Source organism: Synechococcus sp. RS9902, from assembly GCF_014279635.1.
Classification (GTDB): domain Bacteria; phylum Cyanobacteriota; class Cyanobacteriia; order PCC-6307; family Cyanobiaceae; genus Parasynechococcus.
Genome location: NZ_CP047949.1, coordinates 652189 through 677494 on the forward strand (window position 1 = coordinate 652189; position 25306 = coordinate 677494).

The 25306-nt window shown below is 60.5% G+C and carries 31 protein-coding genes and 1 tRNA gene; 14 read left to right on the forward strand and 18 right to left on the reverse strand.

The genetic code is table 11. From position 1 onward, the window contains the following. Window positions 1-5 precede the first annotated feature (5 nt). Both SynRS9902_RS03350 and SynRS9902_RS03355 read right to left on the reverse strand, forming a co-directional pair. Window positions 6-1433 (reverse strand): hypothetical protein, encoded by a 1428-nt coding sequence (locus tag SynRS9902_RS03350; RefSeq protein ID WP_255446188.1) that lies wholly within the window; start codon window positions 1431-1433, stop codon window positions 6-8. Between the two features lie 141 nt (window positions 1434-1574). Further along, window positions 1575-2738: a hypothetical protein gene (locus SynRS9902_RS03355; RefSeq protein WP_186509971.1), complete on the reverse strand. Its 1164-nt coding sequence runs from the start codon at window positions 2736-2738 to the stop codon at window positions 1575-1577. A 135-nt stretch (window positions 2739-2873) separates the two neighbouring features. On the opposite strand from SynRS9902_RS03355, the gene SynRS9902_RS03360 reads away from it, so the two are divergent. Beyond that, window positions 2874-3986 (forward strand): hypothetical protein, encoded by a 1113-nt coding sequence (locus SynRS9902_RS03360; protein WP_186509972.1) that lies wholly within the window; start codon window positions 2874-2876, stop codon window positions 3984-3986. Window positions 3987-3996: 10 nt separating this feature from the next. Here the strand turns inward: SynRS9902_RS03360 and secG are convergent, their stop codons facing one another. Both secG and gpmI read right to left on the reverse strand, forming a co-directional pair. Then, a complete protein-coding gene (gene secG / locus SynRS9902_RS03365) occupies window positions 3997-4227 on the reverse strand; it encodes a preprotein translocase subunit SecG (protein ID WP_186509973.1) in 231 nt (76 codons plus the stop codon). Then, window positions 4227-5864: a 2,3-bisphosphoglycerate-independent phosphoglycerate mutase gene (gpmI, locus tag SynRS9902_RS03370; protein WP_186509974.1), complete on the reverse strand. Its 1638-nt coding sequence runs from the start codon at window positions 5862-5864 to the stop codon at window positions 4227-4229. The genes secG and gpmI overlap by 1 nt, the downstream gene beginning before the upstream one ends. 107 nt (window positions 5865-5971) lie before the next feature. Here gpmI and pyrR point away from each other — a divergent pair, with 107 nt between their 5' ends. After that, window positions 5972-6523 carry a bifunctional pyr operon transcriptional regulator/uracil phosphoribosyltransferase PyrR gene (gene pyrR, locus SynRS9902_RS03375; RefSeq protein WP_186509975.1) on the forward strand — a complete coding sequence of 184 codons (552 nt, stop codon included), beginning with the start codon at window positions 5972-5974 and terminating at the stop codon, window positions 6521-6523. Here pyrR and SynRS9902_RS03380 read toward each other — a convergent pair. From SynRS9902_RS03380 to SynRS9902_RS03390, 3 genes are all read right to left on the reverse strand, one after another. Then, on the reverse strand, window positions 6507-6728 hold the full coding sequence (locus tag SynRS9902_RS03380) for a ferredoxin-thioredoxin reductase variable chain (RefSeq protein WP_115010087.1): 222 nt from the start codon (window positions 6726-6728) through the stop codon (window positions 6507-6509). The genes pyrR and SynRS9902_RS03380 overlap by 17 nt on opposite strands. A 30-nt stretch (window positions 6729-6758) precedes the next feature. Then, on the reverse strand, window positions 6759-7604 hold the full coding sequence (locus SynRS9902_RS03385; protein ID WP_186509976.1) for a hypothetical protein: 846 nt from the start codon (window positions 7602-7604) through the stop codon (window positions 6759-6761). 74 nt (window positions 7605-7678) lie between these two features. Continuing rightward, the gene (locus tag SynRS9902_RS03390) at window positions 7679-9253 is read right to left on the reverse strand and encodes an Hsp70 family protein (protein ID WP_186509977.1); all 1575 of its coding nucleotides are present in this window, start codon (window positions 9251-9253) and stop codon (window positions 7679-7681) included. Between the two features lie 62 nt (window positions 9254-9315). On the opposite strand from SynRS9902_RS03390, the gene SynRS9902_RS03395 reads away from it, so the two are divergent. The 4 genes from SynRS9902_RS03395 to SynRS9902_RS03410 all read left to right on the forward strand — a co-directional run bounded on the left by SynRS9902_RS03395 (window position 9316) and on the right by SynRS9902_RS03410 (window position 10810). Next, window positions 9316-9600 carry a hypothetical protein gene (locus tag SynRS9902_RS03395; protein ID WP_186509978.1) on the forward strand — a complete coding sequence of 95 codons (285 nt, stop codon included), beginning with the start codon at window positions 9316-9318 and terminating at the stop codon, window positions 9598-9600. A 42-nt stretch (window positions 9601-9642) separates the two neighbouring features. Next, window positions 9643-9870, forward strand: a complete 228-nt coding sequence (locus tag SynRS9902_RS03400; protein WP_025362489.1) for a DNA-directed RNA polymerase subunit omega — start codon at window positions 9643-9645, stop codon at window positions 9868-9870. Between the two features lie 10 nt (window positions 9871-9880). Then, window positions 9881-10252 (forward strand): DUF1818 family protein, encoded by a 372-nt coding sequence (locus tag SynRS9902_RS03405; protein ID WP_186509979.1) that lies wholly within the window; start codon window positions 9881-9883, stop codon window positions 10250-10252. A 312-nt stretch (window positions 10253-10564) separates the two neighbouring features. After that, complete coding sequence (locus SynRS9902_RS03410; protein WP_006851681.1) at window positions 10565-10810, forward strand: DUF2811 domain-containing protein; 246 nt, start codon at window positions 10565-10567, stop codon at window positions 10808-10810. Here the strand turns inward: SynRS9902_RS03410 and SynRS9902_RS03415 are convergent. The 6 genes from SynRS9902_RS03415 to SynRS9902_RS03440 all read right to left on the reverse strand — a co-directional run bounded on the left by SynRS9902_RS03415 (window position 10762) and on the right by SynRS9902_RS03440 (window position 14855). After that, on the reverse strand, window positions 10762-11490 hold the full coding sequence (locus SynRS9902_RS03415; protein ID WP_186509980.1) for a hypothetical protein: 729 nt from the start codon (window positions 11488-11490) through the stop codon (window positions 10762-10764). The genes SynRS9902_RS03410 and SynRS9902_RS03415 overlap by 49 nt on opposite strands. Further along, on the reverse strand, window positions 11474-11920 hold the full coding sequence (locus SynRS9902_RS03420; RefSeq protein WP_186509981.1) for an EVE domain-containing protein: 447 nt from the start codon (window positions 11918-11920) through the stop codon (window positions 11474-11476). The genes SynRS9902_RS03415 and SynRS9902_RS03420 overlap by 17 nt, the downstream gene beginning before the upstream one ends. A gap of 85 nt (window positions 11921-12005) precedes the next feature. Further along, complete coding sequence (gene murD, locus SynRS9902_RS03425; protein WP_186509982.1) at window positions 12006-13391, reverse strand: UDP-N-acetylmuramoyl-L-alanine--D-glutamate ligase; 1386 nt, start codon at window positions 13389-13391, stop codon at window positions 12006-12008. A gap of 42 nt (window positions 13392-13433) precedes the next feature. Continuing rightward, window positions 13434-13505 (reverse strand) — tRNA-Val (locus SynRS9902_RS03430). A gap of 73 nt (window positions 13506-13578) precedes the next feature. After that, window positions 13579-14355 carry a photosystem II S4 domain protein gene (locus tag SynRS9902_RS03435; protein ID WP_186509983.1) on the reverse strand — a complete coding sequence of 259 codons (777 nt, stop codon included), beginning with the start codon at window positions 14353-14355 and terminating at the stop codon, window positions 13579-13581. Continuing rightward, window positions 14355-14855 carry a hypothetical protein gene (locus tag SynRS9902_RS03440; RefSeq protein ID WP_114989480.1) on the reverse strand — a complete coding sequence of 167 codons (501 nt, stop codon included), beginning with the start codon at window positions 14853-14855 and terminating at the stop codon, window positions 14355-14357. The genes SynRS9902_RS03435 and SynRS9902_RS03440 overlap by 1 nt, the downstream gene beginning before the upstream one ends. Before the next feature lie 106 nt (window positions 14856-14961). Here SynRS9902_RS03440 and serA point away from each other — a divergent pair, with 106 nt between their 5' ends. The 4 genes from serA (at window position 14962) to SynRS9902_RS03460 (ending at window position 18376) form a co-directional block, all read left to right on the forward strand. Next, window positions 14962-16548, forward strand: coding sequence for a phosphoglycerate dehydrogenase (serA, locus tag SynRS9902_RS03445; RefSeq protein ID WP_114989479.1), 1587 nt, complete (start codon window positions 14962-14964; stop codon window positions 16546-16548). Next, a complete protein-coding gene (gene prmA, locus SynRS9902_RS03450; protein ID WP_186509984.1) occupies window positions 16548-17435 on the forward strand; it encodes a 50S ribosomal protein L11 methyltransferase in 888 nt (295 codons plus the stop codon). The genes serA and prmA overlap by 1 nt, the downstream gene beginning before the upstream one ends. Window positions 17436-17590: 155 nt before the next feature. Further along, on the forward strand, window positions 17591-17890 hold the full coding sequence (locus SynRS9902_RS03455) for a ferredoxin (protein ID WP_006043345.1): 300 nt from the start codon (window positions 17591-17593) through the stop codon (window positions 17888-17890). Between the two features lie 99 nt (window positions 17891-17989). Further along, entirely contained in the window at window positions 17990-18376 is a 387-nt protein-coding gene (locus SynRS9902_RS03460) for a hypothetical protein (RefSeq protein ID WP_115010139.1), read from the forward strand. A gap of 49 nt (window positions 18377-18425) precedes the next feature. Here the strand turns inward: SynRS9902_RS03460 and psbV are convergent, their stop codons facing one another. Beyond that, window positions 18426-18938: a photosystem II cytochrome c-550 gene (psbV, locus tag SynRS9902_RS03465; RefSeq protein ID WP_222929014.1), complete on the reverse strand. Its 513-nt coding sequence runs from the start codon at window positions 18936-18938 to the stop codon at window positions 18426-18428. Between the two features lie 73 nt (window positions 18939-19011). After that, complete coding sequence (gene rnz / locus SynRS9902_RS03470) at window positions 19012-19971, reverse strand: ribonuclease Z (protein ID WP_186509985.1); 960 nt, start codon at window positions 19969-19971, stop codon at window positions 19012-19014. 83 nt (window positions 19972-20054) lie between these two features. Between rnz and SynRS9902_RS03475 the strand changes: the two genes are divergently transcribed. The 3 genes from SynRS9902_RS03475 to SynRS9902_RS03485 are packed head-to-tail and all read left to right on the forward strand — an operon-like array spanning window position 20055 to window position 22471. Continuing rightward, window positions 20055-21464 carry a SpoIID/LytB domain-containing protein gene (locus SynRS9902_RS03475; RefSeq protein WP_370586322.1) on the forward strand — a complete coding sequence of 470 codons (1410 nt, stop codon included), beginning with the start codon at window positions 20055-20057 and terminating at the stop codon, window positions 21462-21464. Next, window positions 21424-22191: a glucosamine-6-phosphate deaminase gene (locus SynRS9902_RS03480; protein WP_222929475.1), complete on the forward strand. Its 768-nt coding sequence runs from the start codon at window positions 21424-21426 to the stop codon at window positions 22189-22191. The genes SynRS9902_RS03475 and SynRS9902_RS03480 overlap by 41 nt, the downstream gene beginning before the upstream one ends. A 19-nt stretch (window positions 22192-22210) precedes the next feature. Continuing rightward, window positions 22211-22471 carry a hypothetical protein gene (locus SynRS9902_RS03485; protein ID WP_186509987.1) on the forward strand — a complete coding sequence of 87 codons (261 nt, stop codon included), beginning with the start codon at window positions 22211-22213 and terminating at the stop codon, window positions 22469-22471. 30 nt (window positions 22472-22501) lie between these two features. Here SynRS9902_RS03485 and SynRS9902_RS03490 read toward each other — a convergent pair whose 3' ends face one another. From SynRS9902_RS03490 to truB, 3 genes are all read right to left on the reverse strand, one after another. Then, window positions 22502-22672: a Nif11 family protein gene (locus SynRS9902_RS03490; RefSeq protein WP_071823080.1), complete on the reverse strand. Its 171-nt coding sequence runs from the start codon at window positions 22670-22672 to the stop codon at window positions 22502-22504. Window positions 22673-22777: 105 nt separating this feature from the next. Further along, window positions 22778-23521, reverse strand: a complete 744-nt coding sequence (locus SynRS9902_RS03495) for a YebC/PmpR family DNA-binding transcriptional regulator (protein WP_186509988.1) — start codon at window positions 23519-23521, stop codon at window positions 22778-22780. Window positions 23522-23574: 53 nt separating this feature from the next. Continuing rightward, the gene (gene truB / locus SynRS9902_RS03500; protein WP_186509989.1) at window positions 23575-24483 is read right to left on the reverse strand and encodes a tRNA pseudouridine(55) synthase TruB; all 909 of its coding nucleotides are present in this window, start codon (window positions 24481-24483) and stop codon (window positions 23575-23577) included. Between the two features lie 41 nt (window positions 24484-24524). Here truB and SynRS9902_RS03505 point away from each other — a divergent pair, with 41 nt between their 5' ends. Next, on the forward strand, window positions 24525-25277 hold the full coding sequence (locus SynRS9902_RS03505) for a bifunctional 2-polyprenyl-6-hydroxyphenol methylase/3-demethylubiquinol 3-O-methyltransferase UbiG (protein WP_186509990.1): 753 nt from the start codon (window positions 24525-24527) through the stop codon (window positions 25275-25277). The last annotated feature ends 29 nt before the right edge of the window (window positions 25278-25306 follow it).

The window sequence follows — 25306 nt, forward strand, 5'->3', positions numbered from 1 at the left end:
GATGATCAGGGGTTTGACGCAGTTTGATCTCCCTCATCGCGCAATTCCAACATTTCTATGACCATGTTGATTATGACTTCACTCTTGATGCTATAGCTGATTAAACCAGTACCTGATCTCTCGGCTCTCTTGCCTTTTGCAAATAAATTTCCGACATCTTTGACGAGTGTTTTGTCTACTAACTTCACGGTTGTGTTGTTAATGCCTGTTGGGAAAACACAATGCTTTTCGTTTGAATGAAGGATACCTGGCTTTTTGCAAAATCGATGAGGTACAAGTTGACCAGCACCGGCATTTGCGATGAAAAAATCAGCAGATTGGCAGTATTGAATTTTTTTTCGATAGGTTTCTCCTACCAACGACAAAACAGAAGTGTTTGGAAATGGCGAGAGTTTTTTGCGTATTGAATTGATTACCTCAAGATCTTGTTTTATTGGTATCAATTTGCTTCCTTTTTCTGTTTTGTATGTACTGTTTTCGTAATTCGTGAATCCATCAATCAAAAAAACAAATGAATCGAACCAAGGCTTTAATTGTTCTATCAAGATAGGAAGAAATTCCTCTTGTTCGATCCAAATCCTTTTTTGACCGGAAATCCCAAACCAAAGTGTGAGAGTTTTGTTTTTTCCTGATGTTTTTTTGATATTTTTGATAAATTTATTCCATTGAAAATTGAGCGTATCAATACCTCGGGACCTCAGGCTGTCTTGATAGACGACTTTTTCCAACTTATTGGTGTATTTGTCAAGCCTCATTCCCATTTGGTTTGAACCAATGACTGATGGAAACATAGAAAATGTTGGTTCAGTTATGCGTTTGAGTCTCATTCCTTTGCCTAGGTATTTAGGCCTGAAAAACGAATTCTTGCTGACAACGGGCTTCGTATTTTTCAGGTGTACCATCCATTTAAGTTGGTCGTAGAAATGATGATAGGGCCTTGTTTGGTCAAGTAGATATCCAGCGAAAACTGCTTTATTGTTTTCCTGGCTTGTTTGGTTTTGTTTGTTTTCTTTTTTCAATGCTCTTTTCAATGAATTTATTATGGTTTTATCGTTGATGGATAACTTGTGTTTTCCGGAGTATGTTGAAGAAAATATCGCATCTGCAAACGATGTGCCTTGACACAAAATCCATTCATTGCTATTGTTTAAGTCGCTAAAAAATATAAAATTGCACATGCCCTCGCGTATACTTTTGGTGGGAAATGTGTCTATAGATTCCCGGAAAGGGTGAGGTAAGCATGGTGAATTTTGTGATTTATCAATTTTGTTGATCAACTCGAGTATTGGCTTAACCTTTTGATGCTCAATCGCATAAATAATCTTTTTCCACTCTGAGTTGCGGACCTTTTGAGTCAGTGTATTTGGTAGTTTTTTCGACGGAATGTTGAATTGAAGCTTGGCTGGAATGTGTGAATCAGTATTTGCTTTCACTTGCTTTTGGTTCTGATTTTGAAGGTATAGCATACACGCTCATAGCTTGTTTTTTTTATGCTTTCACGTAAAATGGGGAAAATTGATCTATCGTGGCTGTTGTATGAATGCTATATTGACATATGTATTCTGATACAGATGTCAGGGTTTCGCAAATTCTGTTTTTGCGCGTTCTAGTAGTCTTGAGATTTTTAGTGCTTGCGGTCGGTTCTGTCTTGCCAGTTGCAACAGTTCAATTTCTGTTTCTTTAGATACTCGTCCCGACTGGCTTAATTCGATGATTGCATTAACCGTATTATTAGAGAGTTTTTGTTGCGAATCATGGGTTAGGACCTCTGAGAGTATGTCTCCGATAAGATTTATGGATATGGTTTCTTCCTCAGCTATTTCTTTAAGGTTAACTGGTGGATTGGTTTGAGTGGCTGATTCTTGGGTAAAGTTTGATAGTGAGGCTAGCTTTTCGCTTGAATCAAGAAATTGATTGATTGATTGAATGTATGTTGCGTTGGTTTTGTAAATCTTCTTTAGCTGTTGTTTCGATATTCTGCATTGTTGTGATTTAACTTTTGGGTGATTTGTAATTAGTTCGTCTGAGATCCTTGTGCTAATCCACGGAAATTTCTTGGCGTAAAGTGCATTGATTACAGTGAGAGCTTCAAGCTCTTTGCGGCTTAAGCTCCTGTTGATAACCGCATCCTTCATTTTTGCCTCAGGGTAGACTTTTTCGGCTCCGATAATTTTGAAAAGCAGTTGCGAAATGTCCTGTTTGTGTTTTGAGTAGTTGATTAGCGTGTGTGGAATATTAAATTGTTGTATTAAGCTCATTGTTTCCGCTGCTTTGGCGTGATGAGATGAAATAAAGTTTCTTCTGCGAAGAAATTGGCCTAGGGTAATGCAGTCTCCATGTCGCTTGACGCGCTGTTGGTATTCAGAGGAGAGCATCTCATCAATCTCTCTGACCGCTAGGATCACATGAATGTCAAAATATTTGTCCCATATGTCTTTGTCTTTGATGAGTTCCGGCGTCAGCCAAAAAAGTGATTCGGAGCTTAAAACTATTTTAGAGCTATTTTTACTATTTTTTGTTAACTCAAGAAGTTGCTCGGCCAAGGTTGATCCTGGCTGTGCTCTCCAATTCCCAGAAGTTATTTCAAGGTGCGAGGCCTTATCTCGAAGGGATTTTGATATCGGATACTGTATGCCTATCTTGAATAAATCTTTGGCAGCGATAGCGAGAGCAGATTGAATTGCAGTAGTTCCGGTTTTTCCATGGCCAATGTGCAGGAAAAGTTTCGTTTTTTTCACTGCACTCCCTTATGTCTTTCTTACTTTAGCATCGGCTCTCGCGGGGGTGTTTGTATCGTGTCGTTTGAGATTCGGGTGTTGCCTTTGGTTGCTATTTTGCCCTAATCTCTGGTGAAAGAGGAGCGTGAGTTTTAGGTGGAGAGACGGCTGGTTATTCATGTTGGGGCTCAGAAGTGTGCATCCTCTTCGCTGCAAGCTTCTCTTCGGCTTGTGGTGCAAGCTTCAAAGGGCGCTCTCGGATTTTGTTTTTTGAATCCTGATCAACTTCGCAATGCTGATCAAGCCCTGCGCCAAAACCGTGACATCGCTTTTGACTATGTTGATCGTGTTTTGTCTGTCGAATCAAGCGCGCAGGTTGTTGTAAGCCACGAAATGCTGGGTAATCGACCGGCATTGGTGAGTTCGATTGCAGAGCGTGCATTGACTCGCCATGATTTTGGTCATGTTGTGATCTCTGGGTATTCAAGATTGCAGTCTAGCTATCATATTTCTGCTTTCTCACAGTGGTTTTTCCGCGATAGGAAAAGACTTCGCGAAGATCTCAAGGTATTGGCTAGGCATGGTCTGGATTGGAGGAAGTTTACGGCGTTAGAGCGAAGTCTTCTCTCGCTCTCACTTGTTGGGAAAGACCGCAATTGGTTTGGTAACTATCAACGTTTTTGTGGCGGTGTCAAAAGCCTTGGTGACTCCGTCACTGTGGTGAGTTCCCATATCCCAACACGATCTCTCCCTTATTCCTTGCTTGAGCACTTCCTGTCTTCGGCCGGCCTGTCCCTTGATCTTGATGACCTCAGCTCATTCGATGTTCGCAAAAATCCTTCCTTCAATCAAGCACTGATTCATGCCATGTCTGCCCATCTCAGCGCTATGCGGCCACATCAGCAGTCTTTCTTCCCAGGGCCCCACGAAGGCAATCGCTGGCTCTTTCGTGTGTGTAAACGACTCGCATCTGCAGATCAATTGATGACTGAATTTGATGCATTATTTTCCCCCGATCTTCAAAAGTCTCTTGTTGGACACCTGGATAGCAGAGCCTCTTTCAGCAACCAGCAGTATTGCGAGTTGATGTCTGTCGACTTTAACTATTTCAAGCCGTCGGATCAGGCCAAGCTGTTATCGGAAGACGAATTAATTGCTCTGGCTGGTGATGTCTCGCAGAGTCGCAATGATCAAGAAATAGCAAAATTCAATCGCCAAATTGAAAATGCCTGCATGCAGAGCATGCGTGCTGAAATTGTGAGTACCTAGACGGGTTCCTTCAGTTCAGCCAGCCTGCACTCAGGATCACGGCCAAGGAAAGGAATAAAGCGAGACAGCTCCAGGTCAGCTGGTTCAACGTTGCTTCTGCACTGCTGGCGCTGCTGAACATGGAGCTGCCGCTTGCCGCCAGGCCGCCCATGCCATCACCCTTGGGGCTATGCAGCAACACCAAGACGATCAACAGAAGGCCGGTGCCGATCCAGCTCCAGGACAAAATTGAGGTGAGCATCAAACGGAAAGAGGAAGGCGAGCGGTTTTGGGGGTGGAGTCCATGTTGGACATGGGTGCAATCAGGCTTTGGCCAGTCATGGCCGCCGGTTGCGGAAGGTCAAGAATTTGCAGCAACGTCGGAGCGATGTCGGCCAGCCCCCCGTTGTCGCGAAGTGTGATGGCGTTGCCATGGCCAGGCAGTTTGCGCCGTTCCCCTTCGATCAGGATCGCTGGCACAGGATTGGTGGTGTGGGCTGTCCAGGCTTGGCCATCCGGACCCTGCATCAACTCGGCATTGCCGTGATCAGCTGTGATTAGCATCGTTCCGCCTTGACGTCCGACAGCGTCAAGCAGGCGACCAATGCATCCATCAACGGTTTGGATGGCTTTCTTGGCGGCCTCCATCACCCCGGTGTGTCCCACCATGTCGGGGTTGGCGTAGTTGATCACAATCAGCGAATAGTCCGCCTTCTCAATGGCAGAAATGCAGCTGTCGGTGAGTTGCTTGGCCGACATCGCCGGTGAGAGGTCGTAGGTGGCGACCCTCGGCGAGGGAACCAGGTGACGGTCTTCTCCCGCCAGTGGCTGTTCGATGCCACCGTTCATGAAGTACGTGACGTGGGGATACTTCTCTGTTTCTGCGGTGCGGTACTGCTTCAGCCCTGCGTCGGCCACGACCTGCCCCAACAGTTGGTCGAGCGGCTCGGGAGGGAAGGCGACTTGAACGGGTAGGTCTTGTTCCACCTGGGTGAACGTGACCACATCCAACTCCGGCGTTTGGCTGCGCTCGAAGCCCTCGAAATCGGAAAGGCATAGCGCCTGCACGATCTGGCGTGCGCGATCCGGCCGGAAGTTGAACACCAGAACGCTGTCGCCGTCCTTGATGACGCTGTTCTGAAGCCGCACCGGTTCGAGGAATTCATCGGTGATGTTCTCGGCATAACTGTCCGCTAACACCTGCTCTGCCGTCCGGCTGTCAACGGCGATGTTGGGATCGGTGTAGAGGTTGTAAGCCTTTTCGATTCGTTCCCAGCGCTGGTCACGGTCCATGGCCCAGTAGCGGCCACAGAGGCTGGCAATGTGACCGACGCCGCTTCGGCTCAGGGCTGCTTCCACCTGGCTGATGTACCCCGGTGCGCTTTGGGTGGGTGTGTCGCGACCATCGGTGATGGCATGCACGGCGACATCGGAGATGCCTCTGTCGGCTGCCCACTGGATCAATCCAAAGAGATGGTCCACATGGCTGTGGACGCCCCCATCGGAGCAGAGGCCGAGCAGGTGCAGGGTGCCGCCCCGCCCTTGGGTACGTTCCGCCAGTTGCTTGAGCGCTTGGGTGTCGCCCAGTTGGTTGCTGCGCACCGTGTCGCTAATTCGCACCAACTCCTGGCGGATGATGCGGCCGGCTCCGATGGTGAGGTGGCCCACCTCAGAGTTGCCCATTTGTTGATCGGGCAGGCCCACATGGGAGCCACTGGCCTCAATCAACGTGTGTGGATAGGCATGCCAGAGGGCATCCATCACAGGAGTGCCGCTTTGCTGAATCGCGTTGTGCTCGCTTGCGTTTCTGTAACCCCAGCCATCAAGAATGGCGAGAACGACCGGTGCCACTGTCCCGGAGCGTCCTGAACCGTTGGTAGTGCTTTTCCCCACGTTCACCCGCGACCGACGGTTTTTAAGGACTCTTGCAGAATCAACTTAACACCACGCCAGCCCTCAAGCTGCAGTTTCAGCCAATTCCCACACCCCGCAGCGCTCAATCCTCCATGGCCGACCCTGAACGGATCGAAATTCTCTCGGAGCGTGAGCTTGGTCTAACGCTGTCGCGTTTGGCGTCGCAGGTTATGGAGAGTGCCGAAGACAGCCGTCGATTGATGCTGTTGGGGATCCCCACCCGCGGCGTTCAGTTGTCCAGGGTTTTGGCGCGGGAATTGGAGCGGTTAACAGGCCACGCCATCTCCCAGGGGGCCATTGATCCCACGTTCCATCGCGATGATCTGGAGCGCATCGGCACCCGTCTGCCCCAGCTCACGACTCTCCCCACCAGCATTGAGGACCGCCTGGTGATTCTGGTGGACGATGTGATCTTCACGGGGCGGACGGTGCGTGCCGCCCTGGAGGCCATGCAGAGCTGGGGGCGGCCGCAGCGGGTGATGTTGCTGGCCATGGTGGATCGAGGCCATCGGGAGCTTCCGATTCAGCCTGATTTCTGTGGTCGCGTTGTGCCGACCCGACGCAGCGAAACCATCGAGCTCCGCCTCAGGGATGTTGATGGTGAGGAGGGGGTGTTCCTGAGCCGACTCAGCCGGCAGGCTTGAGTTCGTCGGCGCGGAAATGGGCTTTGTAGCGGCCGAAGGCAACGATCACAGGAAGCGTTGGGCTGATCACCCGACCCTTCCAGTCATTGAGAACGTTCGCCACCTCTCCGGTCTGCCCTTTCATGTCAAAGGCTTTGCCCCGGTGTTCGGGATGGTTGAACACAACGACGGATGCCTCCACCGTCACCCTGTCGCCCGCCTGCATTGCACCTGAGTCATCCACGGGCTCATCTTGTCACGGGCTTGGGGACGAGCGTCGACAGAAACTTTCCGGTCCGTCCTCTTCGACGCGACCGCCAAGGTCGCTGCAGCCCATCGAAAAGGCCGTCCAGGGGTCCAGACCTTGGAGCAACTGATCCTCTACGGCGGCATCCAGCCGGTCACCGCTGATGACGTCGGCACGCACCGCTGGGTGCTGTTGGTGTTGCTGGGCCTCATCGAGGGCCTGAATGGCACTCTCTACCTCTTGACGGGTGGCACTTGCCTGCTGCTGCCACCAGGGATGGTCGAGTTTGTTGAGGCTGTCCAAGGCCTCCCACCAGCGTTCTTGCTCCACCAGTTGAACCAGCCGACGCTGTTCCAATTGGTTGCGGTTCCAGATCTCCATCAGCGTTGCACTGAGTTGGCTGATGGAGCTGCGCGCGCTGCCTTTGAGGGGATCCAGCAACGCGAGTGCCTGCTGCAGGTCTCCCTCACGAAACAGAGCAATCGCCTGATCCATCAGAGCCTGGCGCCAGCGTTCGAGGGTCTTGCGATGGAGGGCAAGGTCGCCATGGCCCGAGGCGACCAGTTGCTGCTGCAGCGTGAGGGCAGCGATCGAATCGCCTTGGTCCCAGAGATGTTCGGCGTGCTTCTGGCGGCAGAGGGCCTGCTCCTGCGGTGCGCCCTCCCCCAACCAGCGCAGGGAGGCGAGTTGCTCACTGGTGCGGATGCAGGCCTCGTAGTCGTTGGCAGCGAGGGCGTTCTGCAGCCGCTTCGGCAGTTGTTGTTCCCACCAATAGGCACCTGTCGCAATCGCCAGCACCAGTCCCAGGGTTCCAACACCCCAGAGCCGAAGCAGCAGTTGACGCGGTGCCGCCACGAAGGGTGGAGCTGAACGTTGGTTCTGTTCTATGGAGTGTCGGCTCCCGTTCCAAGGGCCTGTGGACGGACGTCTTATCGGACAGCCCCCAGCGTTGGCTGGGACCACGTCCGACCTGAACGCAGATCGTTGATCTCCAGCTGAAGCTGCGCTTCTTGATCAATGCTCCAGCGCAGCCGCAGGCAGTCTTCGCCCTGCTCTCCGGCGGGTTCTAGAGGCAGCACCAGCTCGGTGCCCGGCCAAGGCTGGTGGGAGACCTCCCCGGCGGTCTGCTCCTGCAGGGTCGGCAAACCATCAATGAAGACCACGCTGTGGCTCCCCTGGGGGATGGGCTCCCCCAGCACCAGCTCCAAGCTGCGTTGGCCGGTCCGGCTGGCGGCCAGCACCAGCTCGAGGGGGGCTGGGCTCGGCCAGGGTTGACCGGCCACGAAGAGGGGATGCCAGCGGTGGCTGTTGCTGCGCTGATCCCAGAAACGGAGGGAAACGCCGTGTTGCAGCACATCCCGAATGGCGACCCCTGGCGTGAGTTGAAGTGCACCCAGGGCCACGGCCTCCACTGGTGGCGGGGTGAGCAAGGGCGCTGGCGCCGTGTGCTCGGAGAGCCACTGGCGCAGGAGGGGCAGCTGGGCACCGCCGCCGACGGCTACTACGCCCTCCAGATCTTCAAGGCTGCAGTTGTTGCGGCGACCGCCGGCGAGACAGGTCTCCAGCAATTGTTCGAGGGCGTCTGCGAAGCCGCGCTCCAGCAGAAGCGCGTTGAGTTCGCTGCGCGACAGGCGGAGCACATGCTCCTGCTCATCCACCGCCAACTCCATCAGGGGCTCGCGTTCGGCCAAGGCGGTGTCGCTCAGCCGGCATTTGAGCCGTTCGGCGGCATTGAGCAGGGGGGTGCTGGCGGTTTGACCCGGGCAGCAGCGGTCCACAATCCAGCGATCGATGTCACGGCCCCCGAGGCGCAGCCCTGCCTTGCCCAGAACCTTTGCTGTGCGCAGCATCTGGCGGCTGTTGTCCCCCAGGCTGCGCCCCCCCAGCCGCAGCAGTTGGGCGATCGGTGCGGCACGACCTTCTCCTCCCTCCAGAGCCACCAGGGCTAGATCAAGGGTGCTTCCGCCCAGGTCCACCACCAGCAGAGTGGAACCAGCGGGAAGCCCTGCACCCATGGCGGCTGCCGTGGGTTCATCCACCAGGGCGATCTCGGCCACCGGCAGCGTGGTGCAGGCCTGCAGCAACCAGCTGCGATACGCCCGATAGCACTCCACTGGGGCGGTCAGCACCAGCCGCTCGACCGGGAGATCGCTGGGGAGCCGGCTCCAGATCTGTTGAAGCAGCTGTTCTCCTGCCCAGCGGGCTGCTTCTTGTTCTGGGGCATCCGCTTGACCGATGTGGCCTTTGAAGTCGCGATGTAGACGGCTGTCCACGGAGTCATTGAGGCCTGACTCGAGCACCTGCCGACCAATCAGGGGGCGTTGGGATGCCTCCCACACCAGGCTGGGAATTTCACCGGCCCGGCTGCAGATGGCGGGCAGGTTCAGCAGATCGGCCGTTGTGGAGGTCGCTCCCTGATAGGCCACCACCGTGGTGGTGCTGCCTAAATCGATGGCGAGTGTTCCGCCCCGTTGGTCTGAATGCTGAAGCTTTTCTTCGCCCACGCGATCTCGGACCGTGCTCAGGGCACGGTGAAGTCAGGATGAGACTAGGGGGACTGGCGGCCATGGATCGATTGCAACAGCTGATCTTCTCCTTTTACCGGGAAGATCCTGAACTGCAGGAGAGGCTGGAGCCGCTGCGGAGCTGTCGCATGCGTCGCAGCTGGGGCAGCATCCGCATCGAGTGCATCGACGATGCACATCTCGAGGAATTGAGTGGTTTGGTCACTGATCTGCGCTTGCCCCTGGCGGCCTTGGGAATGGGGCGCCAGATCGTGTTGCGGGTTCCAGGCTCCCGTCAGCGGGCTTACCCCATGCACGTGCCTTTTCACACCGACCAGCTGGCCTGAGACGGCCACCACTTAGTCTCAAGTTGTTTGATCTAGAAGCCTGTGCTTTCGGCCGGAGTCGATTCCAAGGATCTCGCCAAACGTGGCGAAAGCTTGATTCGTCAATCAAGCAACCGTTATCTGACGACGGTGCGGATTGCCTTCCGGGCCAAGCAGCGCCGCTTCGACGACTTTGACGGTCTGCTGGAGGAGTCCAGCGTTAAGCCGGTGCAGCGGGCCATCGTCGAATTGAGCGACGAGCAAGACCAGCCCGATCTGCTGCCTGGTTGATCCATCGGTTGTGATCCAGCAGGAGGGGGACGGATGGCGGGTGTCGCACGACCCCTCCCGCGGCGAATTTTGCGTTCTTGTGGGGGGAGAGCGCTGGGCGTTTGAGTTGACCGAGCCGGAGTGGCGGGATTTGGTGGAACTTGTGGCAACCCTGGAGCAGCAGCACAGGGGTCTGGTTGACCAACTGATGCCCGAAGAATCGATCGAGCTGGAGCTGGATCGTGGCGTGTGGTGGGGATGCTTGAGCGGTGATCGCAGCCAATGGGAGTTGCGCATCCTGCTCACCCCGTTGGAGGGACGTGCGGCGCAGGGGGAGTGGCCGGCCCCAGCGGCGGCGGCGGCCGTAGCGGCCTTGAGAACGTTGTGGGACTCGCAGCATTGATTAATCCAGCTAATCGTTTTTGAGTCATTGATTTCCCCGCCCTTTCCCCGTTGCTCTGCACAGTTTTTCCACAGGCCATGGGCCGTTAACGCCGCCCTGGCGGGTTTCTGTGGAAATCACCCGTTTGTCGTTGTTTTTGCTTGACGATGGCGGCGGGCTGCGCAGCTCCGTCTAGGCCGGCGCTTCGACCAGTGCAGGAGTGGCTTTCTGGCAGGGATCTCGCTTGGAGATTCGTGAGAATGGCCCCGTGTTGGTGGTTCTTGACGGCGGCGCCGTGGTGTGGAGAACTAGTGTTCGTTTCGAAAAGAAAAGATGCCGGAAGGCCTTGAGCAAGCCGCGGCTGAGACCAGTGTTGTGAGTTTCCAATCGGAAGTGCCGCAGCCCCTCCAGCAGGCCATGACCCAGTTCATCGAAGGACATCCGAACTGGGATCAATACCGTTTGGTTCAGGCGGCGCTTGCCGGCTTCCTGGTGCAGAACGGCCAGGCATCGCGGGAGATCACCCGGGTTTACGTTGGAAACATGTTCCGCCGGGAATCGCTGATCAATGGCGTCTGAGGCCGGCAGCAGGCCATCAGCACCAGGGCGCTGAAGGGGAGGCTGAGCAGCAGCCCCAGGGTGGCCCCGATCAGCCCCAGAAGATTGAGGCCGAGCAGCATCCCCAACAGCGCCAGCACCTTGAGCCCATTGCGGTGCACCAGCTGTCGGCTGTGGTCCATCGCCTGAAGCGCTCGGCAGCGCTCGTGCACGAGCAGGGGCAGGGCCAGGGTTTGGCTGAACAGCCAGCTCAGCAGCACCACTCCCCCTAGCAGCACGCTCAGACCTGCCAAGGCCGTGCTCCAGCGTCCGAGCGCCCAGCTCAACGACTGAGTCAATCCGACGCCCCCCAGCACCAGCACCAGCTCAAGCAGCACCAGGGTGAAGGCCTGGCGCAGCAGCTGTCTCCAGCTCTGTTGGGGGCGGTCGTCGCGTCGGTCGGGGAGCAGGCCATCCGTCAGTTGCAGCAGGCCCAGGAGAGGCAGCAGCGGAAGCACCAGGCTGATCAACACTGAGAGGTCCCCCAGCCGATTGAGCCATGGGGATCCCGCCAGGCGCAGGTCGTGGCCGATCACCGCAGGGCCGCTGGCACTGATCAACACCAGCGCCGCCAAGCCCACACAGCGCCAGGGCCCCCGGCTGAAGCCGATCCAGGCCCGTGGCAGCAGCGTGACCAGTGGGATTTCAGTGGAGCTGGCCAAGCCGTGAAAGGAGGTCGTTGGCGGTGTCGGTGGGGACCGGAAGGATCGAGAGCCTGTTGCCGCGTTTGATCACGGGCAGCTGCTCTTCGCTGTAGAGCTCCCGCAGCTGGTCGAGGCTGAGCAGGGCGTAGAATTCGCCGAGGAATCGCAGCCGTGCGCAGTCCCAGCGTGGTTTCTCGGGGCTTGATTTGGGGTCGTAGTACTTGGCCGTGGGATCAAATTGCGTGGGGTCCACCAGGCCGGTCTCCATCACTTCCATCAGCCCGATGATCCCGGGGGGCTTGCAATTGGAGTGATAAAAAAATGCTTGGTCTCCCACCTCCATGCTGCGCATGAAATTGCGGGCCTGGTAGTTGCGAATGCCGTCCCACAGCGTGGTGCCCTCGCGCCGCAGATCATCGATCCCGTAGGCGTCGGGTTCGCTTTTCATCAACCAGAAGGCCACGTCGCAAGGCTTGTTTCACACCATCATCGGACCGTTAGGCCCAGATGCATCCCATTGCGTTCGTTTGGTCTCAGGCGACGTCCAGCAGGGGGGTGATCAGGGTGCGGAAGTGGTCTCCTCTGGCCTCGAAATCCCTGTATTGATCAAAGCTGGCGCAGGCCGGTGACAGCAGCAGCGATGAGGCCTGATGCCGCTGCACGGCCGTTTCAGCCAGGTTCACAGCGCTTTCGAGCTCGGGGCACTGCAGCAGTTCGCCGGGGTATCCAGCTGCTTTGGCCAGGCTGGCTAGCTCATCGGCCCCCGCACCGAACAGGATCAGGCTGCAGGCCTTGCTGTGCAGCTGCTCGAGCCAGCCCCTGGCATCGCCCTGTTTGGTCTGCCCCCCGGCCAGCACCACGACGGGCCCCTGCACGGCCCGCAAGCCAACCTCGGCTGCGTCGTAATTGGTGGCTTTGCTGTCGTTGAACACGCTGGCTCCTGCCAAAGTGCCCAATTGCTCAAGCCGGTGCGGTACGCCCGGAAATGTGCGCAAGGCGTCGGCGATCTGCTGCGGGGAGAGGCCGACCTCGAGGGCGGCAGCGGTCACCAGTAACAGGTTTTGGCGGTTGTGGCAGCCCGGCATCGCCAGGGCATCAGCCGCAAACAAGCGGGTGGCGTTGTTGCGCACCATGCCCTCGTCATCAATCCAGAGGTCGGCGGGCTGATGGTCCGGACGCGTGCCCTCGGCGCTCACCCAGGTGCCGCGGTCCCAGCTGCTGCGTTGCTGGCGCAGGTCTGGATCATCGGCATTGAAGAGGGCGCACTCCGAGCGCTCGAGCAGCCCGCGTTTGATGGCCCGGTAGGCCTCCAGGCTGCCGTGGCGTTCGAGATGGTCTGGGGTCAGCGTGGTCCAGATGCCGATCTTGGGGGCCACGGCGGGGGCCGCCTCGATCTGATAACTGCTCAGTTCCATCACGAGCCAATCCGGCCGCGGTGTGGCCCCTGAGCCGATCTGGCAGGCCAGTTCAGCGGCGGAGAGGCCCATGTTTCCCCCCATCGGTGCCGTAAGGCCTGAGGCCTCCAGCACGTGGTGGAGCAGGTGGGTGACCGTGGTTTTGCCGTTGGTTCCAGTGATGCCGATCCAGGGGATCTGTTGAAGGGCATCCCAGGCCAGATCCATCTCGCCGCGCACCTGGATGCCCTCCGATCGCAGCTCAACCAGGGTTGGATGATCCCAGGGGATGCCGGGGCCGATCACCACAGCGTCCAGGTTGTCGCTCCAGGCGTGAAAGCTCTCCAGGGTCAGGGGCTGCCCCAGCACCACCTCAATGCCCTCTTCAGCGAGGGTTTTCGAAGTGTGTTGGAGGGCTTCGTTATCGCCCCGTTCGAACACAACTACATCGCGATTCTGCTGCTTGAGCAGACGCGCAGCCCCCAAACCTGAGCGACCCAAGCCAACGACAATCGTGCGTGTCATTGCGAGGTCTGAAGTTCGAAAACGCAGTCCCGACAGGGAAAGTGGGCGATACTGGATTTGAACCAGTGACTCCTACAATGTCAATGTAGTGCTCTACCCCTGAGCTAATCGCCCGACATCGATCAATTTGAAATCTTGTGATTTCATCGACCGAGGCTGAACAGTAGCAGCTGGTGGGCAGCTCAACTCAACTGCGGCGCAGTTCAACGCGCCAGCGCTCCCGTTTGGTGCGCGTGAGCGAGAGCACCTCCACCGAGCCGCGATCCTGCAGCTGCAGCCGGTCGCCCACCACCAGTTCACGGCTGGCTTGACGCACGTTGCCCCAGTTGAGCCGAAGGCGCCCGGCTTTGACGTGGGTGACGATCTTGGCTCGGGACAGCCCGAATCCAGCCGATGCAATCGCATCCAGGCGACAGGAGGCCTCCACTGTCTGCAGGGTGCGGACGCTGCGTTGCACAGGCTGCTGCAACTGCTCCACAGGACGGGCTTCGCAGCGAATCTCCACCTCGCGCACGGCCCCCAGGCGGCCATGCAGGGCTTCGGCAGCACTGGGGGTGCAGACCCCTTGCCCGCCGCGATCGCCGCGCACCCAGAGATCGCCGATGTTGTCTGCGTCGACGCCCATGGCCTTCAACGCTTCGCGCAGGTCCTCGGGGGAAAGGGGGTCGAAGAGGAAATTGCCTTCAATCAGCAGGCCTTGAACCGGGGCTGCTGGATCAGGGCTGTCGTCGCGACGGTGGCAGAGCAGCCGTTGGCGTTCGGCGCCTGGATAGCCGCCATCACTGATCCAGGTCAATTCACTGAGGCTGCCCAGGCGAGCCAAGGCTTCCTCCCGCAGCGGTGCGCTGAGGAAGGGACTCCAGGCCGGTTGCCAGGTGCGCAACACCTGCTCCGCGAGATCGACCAGCAACGTCAGCCTTTCCTGGTTCTGGGCCCCCGCCAGCAGCTCCTCCCGGGGCAGCATCACAGGTCGTCGAGGCGAACCACCTGCTGCGGCCGCGACTTTTGAATCACTTGCCAGGGGGCCTCGATGCCATTGGGTGTTTCCAGCAGCACCAGCCAGCGTCCTTCGTCGCGGCGGTTGCGCAGGATCCGCACGCCTGCATCGTTGTCTGAATCCACGCTGGCGGCTGCGGCGTAGCTCCCCATCAGGCCGGAGCCCATGCCCAGCAGGCCGCCGATCAGGGTTTCACCCCAGGGGCCAAAGCTGGCGAAGGTGGTGAGGGTGGTGATCTTGGTGAAGGTGACCCCTGCCAGGAAACCGAAGGGCATCAGCCAGCGGGCCATGCCCCTCTGCCGCTGTTGCCGCGTGAGGTTGGGGTTCAGCAGGGCAACCTTGTCGATGGCATCCCCGTCAGGGGGGATTGTCAGACACTTCAGCAGCGGCAGATCGGTGTCCCGGAGCCGCTGGGTCAGGCCTTCCGCCGCAGGGGCATCGGCCATCACCATCACACAGACGGGCATGGGGCATTCAGATCCAATGCGCTGAATTCTGAACCCTGTGCTTCGAACTGGAGGGGGTGGAGGATGTCGATCTCTACAGTTCACCGCGGCAGTTCTGCGCCTTTCGATGACGAAAGTTCTTGTCTCCGATCCGATCGACCAGGCCGGGATCGACATCCTTGGCCAAGTGGCGCAGGTGGATCAGCGCACCGGCCTCTCGGAGGAGGAGCTGATCGGGATCATCGGTGAGTACGACGGATTGATGATCCGTTCCGGCACCCAGGTGACCGCAGCGGTGATCGCGGCGGCGAGCCGTCTCAAGATCATCGGCCGCGCCGGCGTCGGCGTCGACAACGTTGATGTGCCTGCGGCCACCCAGCGGGGTGTGCTCGTGGTGAACTCGCCGGAGGGCAACACCATCGCTGCAGCGGAGCACGCTCTGGCGATGATGCTGACCCTCTCGCGGCACATCCCTCAGGCCCATGGCGGCATGCGGGCCGGCAAGTGGGACCGCAAGAAATACGTCGGCAACGAGCTCTACAAGAAGACTCTGGGGGTGGTCGGTCTCGGCAAGATCGGATCCCACGTCGCCCGGGTTGCCCAGGCCATGGGCATGGATGTGATCGCCTACGACCCCTTCATTGCTGCTGACCGGGCTCAACGGATGCAGGTGAAGCTGCTGGAGCTGGATGAGCTGTTCCGCACCGCCGACTACGTCACCCTGCACATCCCGCGCACCAAGGACACCGAGAACCTGGTGAATGCGGAGCTGCTGCGCACGATGAAGCCCACGGCGCGGATCGTGAACTGCGCCCGCGGCGGCGTGGTGGATGAGGCGGCGATCGCTGAAGCCATCAACAACGGTGTGATCGCCGGTGCGGGCCTGGATGTTTACGCCAGTGAGCCCCTGGCGGAAGACTCCCCCCTGCGGGCGGTGGAGCGTGGTCTGGTGCTGACGCCCCACCTCGGTGCATCGACGGAAGAGGCCCAGGAGAATGTGGCGATCGATGTGGCGGAGCAGATCCGTGATGTGCTGCTGGGTCTGCCGGCCCGCAGTGCGGTCAACATTCCCGGCCTCAGCGCCGAGATCATGGAGCGGCTCAAGCCCCATCTCCAGCTCGCCGAGACGGTCGGTCTGCTCGTCAGTCAGCTGGCTGGGGGTCATGTGAAGGAGATGGAACTACGCCTGCAAGGTGAATTCGCTAGCCATCCCTCCCAGCCTCTGGTGATTGCCGCTCTGAAGGGTCTGCTCAGCGCTGGTCTGGGTGACAGCATCAACTTCGTGAATGCCTCGCTGGAGGCCAAGGCCCGCGGCATTCAGGTGCTGGAGGTGAAGGATGAGAGCAGCCGCGACTTCGCCGGGGGCTCATTGCAAATCACCACCCGTGGTGATCAGGGCAGCCGCAGCGTCACCGGTGCCGTCTTTGCCGATGGCGATCTGCGCATCACCAGCATCGATGCCTTCCCGGTGAATGTGACCCCCAGCAGCCACATGCTGTTCACCCGACACCGGGACATGCCCGGAATCATTGGTCACCTGGGATCCCTGCTGGGCGAACACAACGTCAACATCGCCTCCATGCAGGTGGGCCGCAAGATCGTGCGCGGCGATGCGGTGATGGTTCTCAGCATCGATGATCCGATCCCAGCAGATCTGCTGCAGACGATCACGGCCATCGATGGCATCCAGGAAGCACACCCGGTCACGCTCTGATGTGGTGGCGTCTCACACTCCCGTTTCCTCCAGAACTGGAGGAATCGCTGGTGTGGAAACTGACGGATCTGGGGCTGCATCGCCATGCGGTGCAGCATGCGCCGGAAACGCCTGATCGCAAGACGCTGTTGGTCTGGCTCTCGAAACCGGAGTGGCCGGAGCCGCAGCGGCGGGAGCTGGTCGCCAGCCTGCAGCCGCTGGCGGAGCCCTTTGGTCTCAGCCTGCCCGATGGACACTGGGACGATGTGGCCGACGAGGATTGGAGCCTCAGCTGGAAACAGCACTGGCAGGCCGATCCTGTCGGTACGGGGCTGTTGATCCTGCCGGCCTGGCTGGAGGTTCCGCCGGAGCATGCCGATCGGCTGGTGATCAAGATGGACCCCGGCAGTGCCTTCGGCACCGGAAGCCACCCCACCACCCGGCTCTGCCTGGAGGCGTTGGAGCAGTCGCCTCCCGTGGGGTCGCTTGTGGCCGATCTGGGCTGCGGCAGCGGGGTGCTGGGCCTCGCTGCGCTGGGTCTGGGGGCGGAGTCGGTGGTGGCCGCTGACACCGATACCCTGGCGGTGCGTGCCACAACGGACAACCGCGGCCTCAACGACCGATCGGAGGCTGAGCTTCAGGTGGCTCTCGGTTCTGTGGAGACCCTGAGCGATCTGCTCGCGCCCCGCCGCGCTGATCTGCTGCTCTGCAACATCCTGGCTCCGGTGATTGAAGCCCTCTCCCCGGGTTTCGAGGGGCTGCTTCAGCCCGATGGGCGCGCTCTGCTCAGTGGGCTCCTGGTGGATCAGGCACCGCGCCTGAAGGAGGTTCTTGGGGGCTTGGGCTGGTCGGTCGCCGCCGAGGCGGCACAGGGCCGCTGGGGGCTGCTGGAGATCCGCCGCTGCTAGACCCTGCCCTATAAGCCAGGCTTATCAGAGTGGGGTCTCCGATTGGTCCTCCTCCCCAGTGGCCCCGGAATCGTCAGGTTGAGCACTTATTTGAAGTAAAAATGTGGCGTTCTGCAGGACCGGGTTTTCCGGAACCCTGTACGCATTCATCAATCATGGCTTCTTACAAGGTCACCCTGGTCTCCGAGAGCGAAGGTCTGAACAAGACCATCGAAGTGCCCGACGACCAGTACATCCTCGACGCTGCTGAAGAGCAGGGCATCGACCTCCCCTACTCCTGCCGCGCTGGCGCTTGCTCCACCTGCGCCGGCAAGATCACCGCTGGCACCGTCGACCAGTCCGACCAGAGCTTCCTGGACGACGACCAGATCGAAGCTGGTTTCGTGCTGACCTGCGTCGCCTACCCCACCAGCGACTGCACCATCAAGACCCACGCCGAAGAAGAGCTCTATTGAGCCTCTGTCCTTCAACAGGACGTGTCCTCAACCACCCCTTCGGGGGTGGTTTTTTTTGGTCTGGTCGTCTTCCATGCGTGTCCCTTGTCTTCTCCTGCCGTGAGCCGCCCCGAAGTCGACGATCTTCTGGAGCCCGGCAGCGTTCACACCAGCCCCGGCGGTCAGTACAGCTTCCGCGTCATCGGGCCCTGTTGCCGGTTGTTTGATCGCGAAGAACTGCCCTGGCCCTGCTGTCGTCTGGCCTGGCGCAGCAAGGAGCCGAGCTGGCGACGGATCGGACGGCGGTTTGTGCCCGACCTGGCGGCCCGGCGTTGCCCCTCCTACGCCGTGGAACTGCTGCAGCCGGGAGGACGACCCACACCCACCGTGCTGACCCTGTTCTCCGTTCGTTTCAGCCGGGATCTGCAGGAGTGGTGGTACAGCCGCCATCCCAGCTCCATGGCCCCTGAGCAGGTGAGTCCCCAACAAAAAGCCCCGACGACCTGAGGCCGCCGGGGACAAACGAATTTGATTGGAGTTGATCGGCAGAAGCTGATCAGAAGTAGATCTTTCCACCACCCCAGGCGCTGCCCTGGACTTTGGGCGACACCAGGATGTAGCCAGCCATCAGGCGCAGGTCCTCATCATCGAGATCGCGCATAGCGGGGTAGAGCTCAGCGTCGCGCATGCTCGGGTGCAGGTCAGCAATGCTGTACTCACCGTCGTAGGAGGTGGGGTCCTTCATGTAGTCGACCAGGGCCTCAACGTTGTCGCGGGCCGGGGTGGCCAGGGCCAGGGTCTCAGGATCCAAGCCCACGTTGTGGTTGGTCTTGGTGATGCCGCCGGCGTGGCAGGTGCCGCAGCTGGTGTTGAACACCTTGCGGCCAGCATCGATTTCACGATCGCTGAAGGTCACCTCTGTGCCGGAGGGATCTGCCGGAACCGTCAGGGTCTCAGCGTCCCACTGGGCCGCCTGAGCCGGAGAGATAACGGCTAAACCGATCAGCACCGGGATGAGGACCAGAAGGCCCTTCAGGGACCGTCGCAAGGAAGAGAACACAGAGGCCATGAAGGTAAGGGGGTGTGACGCATTCACCGCACCAAGCTCTTGTATCACGGGGAAGTGACCCTCTGTGGCCGGATCACGAACTGTTGCAGCGTGGTTTGACGTCAATGCTGAGGAAGTCCTTGGCCAGCAGCGTGTTGGGGAAGATCGCCTTGGCCTCGTTCAACAGGTCTTGGGGCGTGACCGGGTTGCCCGGCACGTAGCGCGGGCTGAGGTGGGTGAGCACCAGCTGCCCCACACCCGCTTCGGCGGCCGTCTGGGCAGCCATGGTGCTGGTGGAGTGCTGTTTCTGGAACGCCATCTCCGCCTCGCCATGGGCAAAGGTGGATTCATGGATCAGCAGATCCGCGCCGCGCGCAAGCTCGACGGCCGCTTCGCAGAACACGGTGTCGGTGCAATAGACGACGCTCACACCGGGCCGCTCCTCACCGCAGAGGCTGGTGCCGTCGATGCTGCGACCGTCCTCCAGGGTCACCGTTTCACCCCGCTTCAACTGGGCGTACACGGGGCCGGGTGGGATGTTCAGTTCCCGTGCTTTCTCAATGTCGAAGCGACCGGCCAGGGGCTTCTGTTCGATGCGGTAGGCGTAGGCCGGCACACGGTGGGTGAGCGGGGTGCAGCGCACCGTGAAGTCGTCGTCCTCGAACAGCAGCGTGCCCTGCTCGGCTGCATCCCGGACCCTGTGGACGGCGAGGGGATAGCCAATCCGGGTGGAGCTGGTGCGCAGCACACCATTGAGGTAACTCTCCAGGGGGTCCGGCCCGTAGAGATCCACCCCTGCGGCGCTGCTGCCGGCGAGCCCGAGGCTGGCGAGCAGACCAGGCAGGCCGAACACGTGGTCGCCATGCATGTGGGTGATGAACACCCGGCGCAACTGCGAAAGCCGCAGATCACTGCGTAAAAACTGATGTTGGGTTCCCTCGCCGCAGTCGAACAGCCACATCTCCGAGCGCTGCGGCAAGCGCAGAGCCACGGCTGAAACGTTGCGGGCCCGGGTGGGTACCCCAGAACTCGTACCGAGAAATGTGACCTGCAAGGCCGGTGCTCCTCAGGACTCATGCTGCCATCTGGCTGAACCCTGGAACAGGCGGCAAACTGGGATGCCTGTTGATCTCCAGCATGCGCCGCGCCTCCGTTGCCGTCGGGCTGGTGCTCGTCGCTGTGATCGCTCCATCACCGGCGGTGCTGGCCCGCGGCCGCGAGCCGCAGATGCGCGTGCTGCTGCTGGAGAACAACCGGGTCAGCCTGCGCTCCGATGGTGCACAGCCGCTGCGGGTGCAGGGACTCCCCGGCGGCGAGCGACGGCCACAGCGGCTGCAGCTCAGCCTTCAAGGGGCCCGCCTGAGCGCCACTGTCGATGGCCGATCGATGCGGCTGGCCCCGAGCACCCTGGTGACGGTGCAGAACGACGATCCACGGGGCATCTGGTTGGGGGGGCGTCGCTACCGCGGTGTGCTGCGCATCAGCGGCCGCGGCGGCACCTTGCGGGTGGTCAACAGCCTGGGCGTTGAGACCTATCTCGCCAGTGTTGTCGGCAGCGAAATGCCCCACCGCTGGCCCCTGGCTGCCCTGCAGGCCCAGGCCGTGGCCGCACGCACCTATGCGTTAAAACAACGCAGCCGCGGTGGTGCCTGGGATGTGAAGGGCACGGTGGCAAGTCAGGTGTACCGCGGTGTGGAGTCGGAAACCCCGAGCACACGCAAGGCGGTGGCGAGCACCCGTTCGCTGGTGCTCGTGCATGGCGGTCGCCTGATCGATGCCGTCTTCCACAGCAGTTCTGGCGGGGTGACCGAGGCGAGTGGGATGGTCTGGCGCCGCCAGCACCCCTATCTGGTCAGCGTCCCCGATCACGATCAGCACAGCCCGGTGCACCGCTGGGAACAATGGTTTGATTCAGCCGGGCTGCGTCAGCGGCTGCCCGAAACCGGTGGTCTCCAGGACGTTGAGGTGCTGAGTCGTTCCGCCAGCGGACGGGTGCGTGAGGCCCGCTTGCGCGGGCCCCGCGGATCGCTCGTGCTCAGCGGCGGCGAGCTGCGCAAGCGGTTGGGCCTCAAAAGCACGCTGGTGAACTTTGAGATGGTGACGGGGGAGCAGCGCCCCCCCATGGAGCTTCCGGTGCGGCGGGTGACTGCAACCGCCCGCCCGGGATCCCGTATTGAGCGGATCACCGCATCGGTGGCTCGCCAGCGGGGAGCACGGCTGCCCCTGTTGGTGGCCCCTCCGCCGGTGCTGGTCAGCAAGACGTCGGTGCGTCGTTGGTCCGCTGGCGGACTCCAGCTGCTGGTGAAGGGCCAGGGCTATGGCCACGGCGTTGGCATGAGTCAGTGGGGAGCCCATGGTCTGGCGGAGCAGGGGGCTCACTTCCGCTCGATTCTTCGGCACTACTACCGCGGGGCTGAGGTTGTTCCCTACCAGCCGCACCACGATCCATCGCTGGCGCTGAAGCCCCCAACGAAGCCACTCTGGAGAGACATGCCGGTCTGGCCCTTTGGCACGGTTTCCCTGTCGTCTGCAACGCCATTCCAGTGACACGGATCTCTGCGCTGTGTTGGCGGCCCATCTGGAGCGTCATCTGCGCAGTTGGCAGGGGCCTGATCCCCTGAAGCCCTTGGGCCTCGCCACGGGACGCACGATGGAGCCGCTCTATCGCACACTGGTGGAACGGCTGCTGTCGTGGTCTGCCGATGAGCTGGAGGCCCTGCGGGGCCGATGGTGCAGCTTCAATCTGGACGAATACCTCGGACTTTCGGCGGACGATCCCCGGGGCTACAGGGCCTACATGACCCACCACCTCGCTGCACCCCTGGGCTTGCCCGCCTCAGCGGTGCATCTGCCCGACAGCACTGCCGCTGACGGAGCGGTTGCCGCGCGGCGCTACGGCGAGCAGCTCAGCGGCTGCGGGGGTATCGGCCTGCAGCTTCTGGGGCTCGGCAGCAATGGTCATGTGGGTTTCAACGAGCCGCCTTGTCCCCCTGATCAGCACTGCCATGAGGTGGAGCTGACCCCTGCAACCCGGCAGCAGAACGCGGTGCTCTTCGATGATTGCGTTGAGGCTGTGCCGCAGCGGGCCATCACCCTGGGCCTGTGGGAGATCCTCGAGGCTGCTGAGATTCATCTGGTGGTGACCGGCGCCGCCAAGGCCGGCATCCTCAAGCGGTTGTTGGACTTAAGGGAGCCGGATCCTGCGCTGCCCGCCAGCTGGCTGCTGACCCATCCCAACGTCTGGCTCTGGTGCGATGCAGCGGCTTTAGCTTGAACAGCCGAAAGCAGCGGCGATGAGCATCGACCCCGTGGAACGGCGCCTTGAGCAGAGCTTTGAGGCGGAACGCTGGACGCGCTTCATTCAGGACTGTCAGGACCTTGAGCAGTTGCGCGAGACGGCTCTGGCGTTGGTGCAGCAGCTGGCCCAGCAGAAGGCGGCCAGTGCCTGGATGGCCACCCGGGCCTCGGAATCGGAAAACGCCAAGTTGGAGATGCTGGCGCGGATGATCCGTCAGCAACCCGATGGCGAGGAGAAGGCGACCGAGTCCCCCTAAGGGGGCCCCAGCCGCCGGCTTGGTCGGGTGTCAGTGTTCCTTTTGCCAGCGGCTCAGGTGTGCGGGCGAGAACTTGTGGCCGTGTTTGGCCCCGACCTTGACCACGCAGGAGTTGTCCTTGCCGCAGCGCTGCACCTCATCGCGGATCGAGTCGTTGCTCTGCACCCGCGACATGAACGTCTCCAGCTGTTTCATGGACATGGCGATCCTCCAGAAGGGATGTCTTCGGCCTAGCGCTGGGGGCGATCGGGGCTCAGGGCCTCAAGCTTTGGTGCGGATTTGCTGACGACAAACTTCAAGGAGGCGTCAGTCGAGCTCCAGTCCGTCGGCGAGATCGAGGTTGGCGCTGACGCTGCGCACATCGTCGAGCCCGTCGAGGGCATCCAGCAGCTTGAGGCAGCTGCGGGCGGTGTCGGGATCGTTCACAGTGACGCTGGTCTGGGCGGACCAGTGATGGCCCCATTCCCGCAAATCCCAGTCAGCCCGCCGCAAGCCGTCCTGAAGGCTCTCCAACGCCTCGAACGGGCCATGCACCATCACGGCCTCGTCCAACAGCTCATAGCCATCGGCGTCCAGCTCCAGGAGGCTTTCCAGTAACCGTTCCTCGTCGTCGGGGCCGGCGTTGAGGATCACTTCGCTGCGGTGTTCAAACAGGTAGGCCACGCAGCCGTTTTCCCCCAGGTTTCCGCCGTTCTTGCTGAAGGCCAGCCGCAGATCCGCCGCGGTGCGGTTGCGGTTGTCTGTGAGCGCCTCCACCAGCACCGCCATGCCGCCGGGGCCATAGCCCTCGTAGCGCACCTCCTCCAGTTGGGCCCCATCACCGGCTTGACCTGACCCCTTGGCGATGGCCCGCTCGATGTTGGAGGCGGGAACCCCTGCAGCGCGGGCTTTGCTGATGGCCGTGCGCAACTGAAAATTTCCGGCGGGATCGGCTCCGGCACGGGCCGCCACCATGATTTCCCGCCCCAGCCGGGTGAACACTGCCCCACGTTTGGCATCAACGACGGCCTTGGTGCGTTTGATCTGGGACCATTTGCTGTGGCCAGCCATCGCGTCAGGGCAGGGCGGGATGCGCTTGGAGAGTACTGAGCGACCGGGTGACCTCAGCCTGCTGCATCGAAGACCACCTTGGGGCGCAGCAGACCTCCGCTCTCGCGATGGCCGATCCCGGCCATGCTCCCATCCGCATTGCACACCACCACCGCCTCGCCAGCACCGGGATCCATTGCGATGCGTCGGCCGCAGCGCCAGTCGATCTGCTCGGCTTCGCTGAGATCACGCCGGGGCAGGCCCCCAAGGGCCAGCAGCGGAGAAAGGGGATCGGGCGGCACAGCGTCTTGCTCCGGCAGGGGATGGGCCTGGTGTGCATGGAACCCCAGGGCCTGGGTGCGGCGCAGGGAGGCCAGACAGCCTCCGCAGCCGATGCGGTCCCCCAGATCCCGGGCGATCGAGCGGATGTAGGTGCCGGCGGAACAGTGCACCTCGATGCTCAGCTGCCCCAGGGCTGCATCCCAATTCAACAGCTCCAGCCGGTGCACGGTGACGACCCGTGGCGGCAGATCCATGGCTTCACCGCGCCTGGCTCTGGCATGGGCCCGTTCGCCATCCACATGGACGGCGGAGACCTGCGGCGGACGCTGCTCAATCGCGCCCCGGAACGCCTCCAGGCTGCTGTTGAGCTCGGCTTCGCTGAGGGACGGCCAGGCCTGCTGCTCCAGCAGCTCTCCGTCCAGATCGTCGCTGCTGGTTCGCCGACCCAGCTGAATCACCCCGGTGTAGGTCTTCTCCCCGGGGAGGTAGGGCAGCAATCGGGTCGCCGGTCCCAGGGCAATGGGGAGAACCCCTGTGACGGCAGGATCAAGGGTGCCGCCATGGCCCACCCGTTTGAGGCCGTAGCTGCGGCGCAGGCGGCTGATGCAGGCATGGGAGGTGAGGCCTGCGGGCTTGTCGATCACCACGAAGCCGAAGGGGCCGTTCACCGGGGCTGGAGCGGGATGCCCTGACTGTTGCATTCCGCCGGCTGCGTAGGTTGGCCGCTCCCTGATGCTCATCCATGCCCCAGCTCCGCAGCAGCACGGATGTGGACGTCTCCGCTTTCCTGGCGGACGGTCTGGGCATCAAGCAACACCTCAGCCGCTACCTCGACCTGACGCTGGAACAGCTCGAGCAGCGATTGCCCAGCAGCACCGACGACCTGGCGGACCTGCACCCCGGTGCGTTCCGGCCGGAGGACGCCACATCCTTCTATGAGGACACGGTGGGGACGGGGCACCTGCTGGAGCTGGCGGCCTGGCATCTCTCCAGTGCGGACTACATCGCCGACACCCTGCGGCTCCAGGGCATGGCGGTGCAGGGCCAGGTGCTGGATTTCGGCGGAGGCATCGGCACCCATGCCCTCTCGGCGGCGGCGCTGCCGGAGGTTGACCACGTCTGGTTTGTGGATCTCAATCCCCACAACCAGGCCTTTGTTCAGCAACGGGCGCAAAGCCTGGGGCTGGCGGACAAGCTCTCGGTGCATCGCGACCTCAGCAGCACGGGCGATGTTCGTTTCGATGCGGTGGTCTGCCTCGATGTGCTGGAACACCTGCCGGATCCCTCGGCGCAGTTGCTGGAGTTTCACCAGCGGATGGCCCCCGGGGCCATCGCGCTTCTGAACTGGTACTTCTTCAAAGGCCATCAGGGCGAGTACCCCTTCCATTTCGATGATCCGGCCCTGGTGGATGGTTTTTTCCGCACCCTGCAGGCTCAGTTCCTGGAGGTGTTTCACCCCCTGTTGATCACGGCCCGGCTCTACCGGCGTTCCTGAGGCTGCGGCAACACAAGCTGCCAACAAAA

Excerpts from the sequence above, each read along its gene's own strand:
- SynRS9902_RS03440 (WP_114989480.1), bottom strand. The coding sequence starts at position 14,855 with ATGCCCGTCTGTGTGATGGTGATGGCCGATGCCCCTGCGGCGGAAGGC.
- pyrR (WP_186509975.1), top strand. The coding sequence starts at position 5,972 with ATGGCCGACCCTGAACGGATCGAAATTCTCTCGGAGCGTGAGCTTGGT.
- SynRS9902_RS03435 (WP_186509983.1), bottom strand. The coding sequence starts at position 14,355 with ATGCTGCCCCGGGAGGAGCTGCTGGCGGGGGCCCAGAACCAGGAAAGG.
- secG (WP_186509973.1), bottom strand. The coding sequence starts at position 4,227 with ATGCTCACCTCAATTTTGTCCTGGAGCTGGATCGGCACCGGCCTTCTG.
- prmA (WP_186509984.1), top strand. The coding sequence starts at position 16,548 with ATGTGGTGGCGTCTCACACTCCCGTTTCCTCCAGAACTGGAGGAATCG.
- SynRS9902_RS03395 (WP_186509978.1), top strand. The coding sequence starts at position 9,316 with ATGGATCGATTGCAACAGCTGATCTTCTCCTTTTACCGGGAAGATCCT.
- serA (WP_114989479.1), top strand. The coding sequence starts at position 14,962 with ATGACGAAAGTTCTTGTCTCCGATCCGATCGACCAGGCCGGGATCGAC.
- SynRS9902_RS03455 (WP_006043345.1), top strand. The coding sequence starts at position 17,591 with ATGGCTTCTTACAAGGTCACCCTGGTCTCCGAGAGCGAAGGTCTGAAC.
- SynRS9902_RS03505 (WP_186509990.1), top strand. The coding sequence starts at position 24,525 with ATGCCCCAGCTCCGCAGCAGCACGGATGTGGACGTCTCCGCTTTCCTG.
- murD (WP_186509982.1), bottom strand. The coding sequence starts at position 13,391 with ATGACACGCACGATTGTCGTTGGCTTGGGTCGCTCAGGTTTGGGGGCT.
- SynRS9902_RS03420 (WP_186509981.1), bottom strand. The coding sequence starts at position 11,920 with ATGAAAAGCGAACCCGACGCCTACGGGATCGATGATCTGCGGCGCGAG.
- SynRS9902_RS03485 (WP_186509987.1), top strand. The coding sequence starts at position 22,211 with ATGAGCATCGACCCCGTGGAACGGCGCCTTGAGCAGAGCTTTGAGGCG.
- psbV (WP_222929014.1), bottom strand. The coding sequence starts at position 18,938 with ATGGCCTCTGTGTTCTCTTCCTTGCGACGGTCCCTGAAGGGCCTTCTG.
- SynRS9902_RS03490 (WP_071823080.1), bottom strand. The coding sequence starts at position 22,672 with ATGTCCATGAAACAGCTGGAGACGTTCATGTCGCGGGTGCAGAGCAAC.
- SynRS9902_RS03495 (WP_186509988.1), bottom strand. The coding sequence starts at position 23,521 with ATGGCTGGCCACAGCAAATGGTCCCAGATCAAACGCACCAAGGCCGTC.
- truB (WP_186509989.1), bottom strand. The coding sequence starts at position 24,483 with ATGCAACAGTCAGGGCATCCCGCTCCAGCCCCGGTGAACGGCCCCTTC.
- SynRS9902_RS03475 (WP_370586322.1), top strand. The coding sequence starts at position 20,055 with ATGCGCCGCGCCTCCGTTGCCGTCGGGCTGGTGCTCGTCGCTGTGATC.
- SynRS9902_RS03380 (WP_115010087.1), bottom strand. The coding sequence starts at position 6,728 with ATGCAGGCGGGCGACAGGGTGACGGTGGAGGCATCCGTCGTTGTGTTC.
- SynRS9902_RS03410 (WP_006851681.1), top strand. The coding sequence starts at position 10,565 with ATGCCGGAAGGCCTTGAGCAAGCCGCGGCTGAGACCAGTGTTGTGAGT.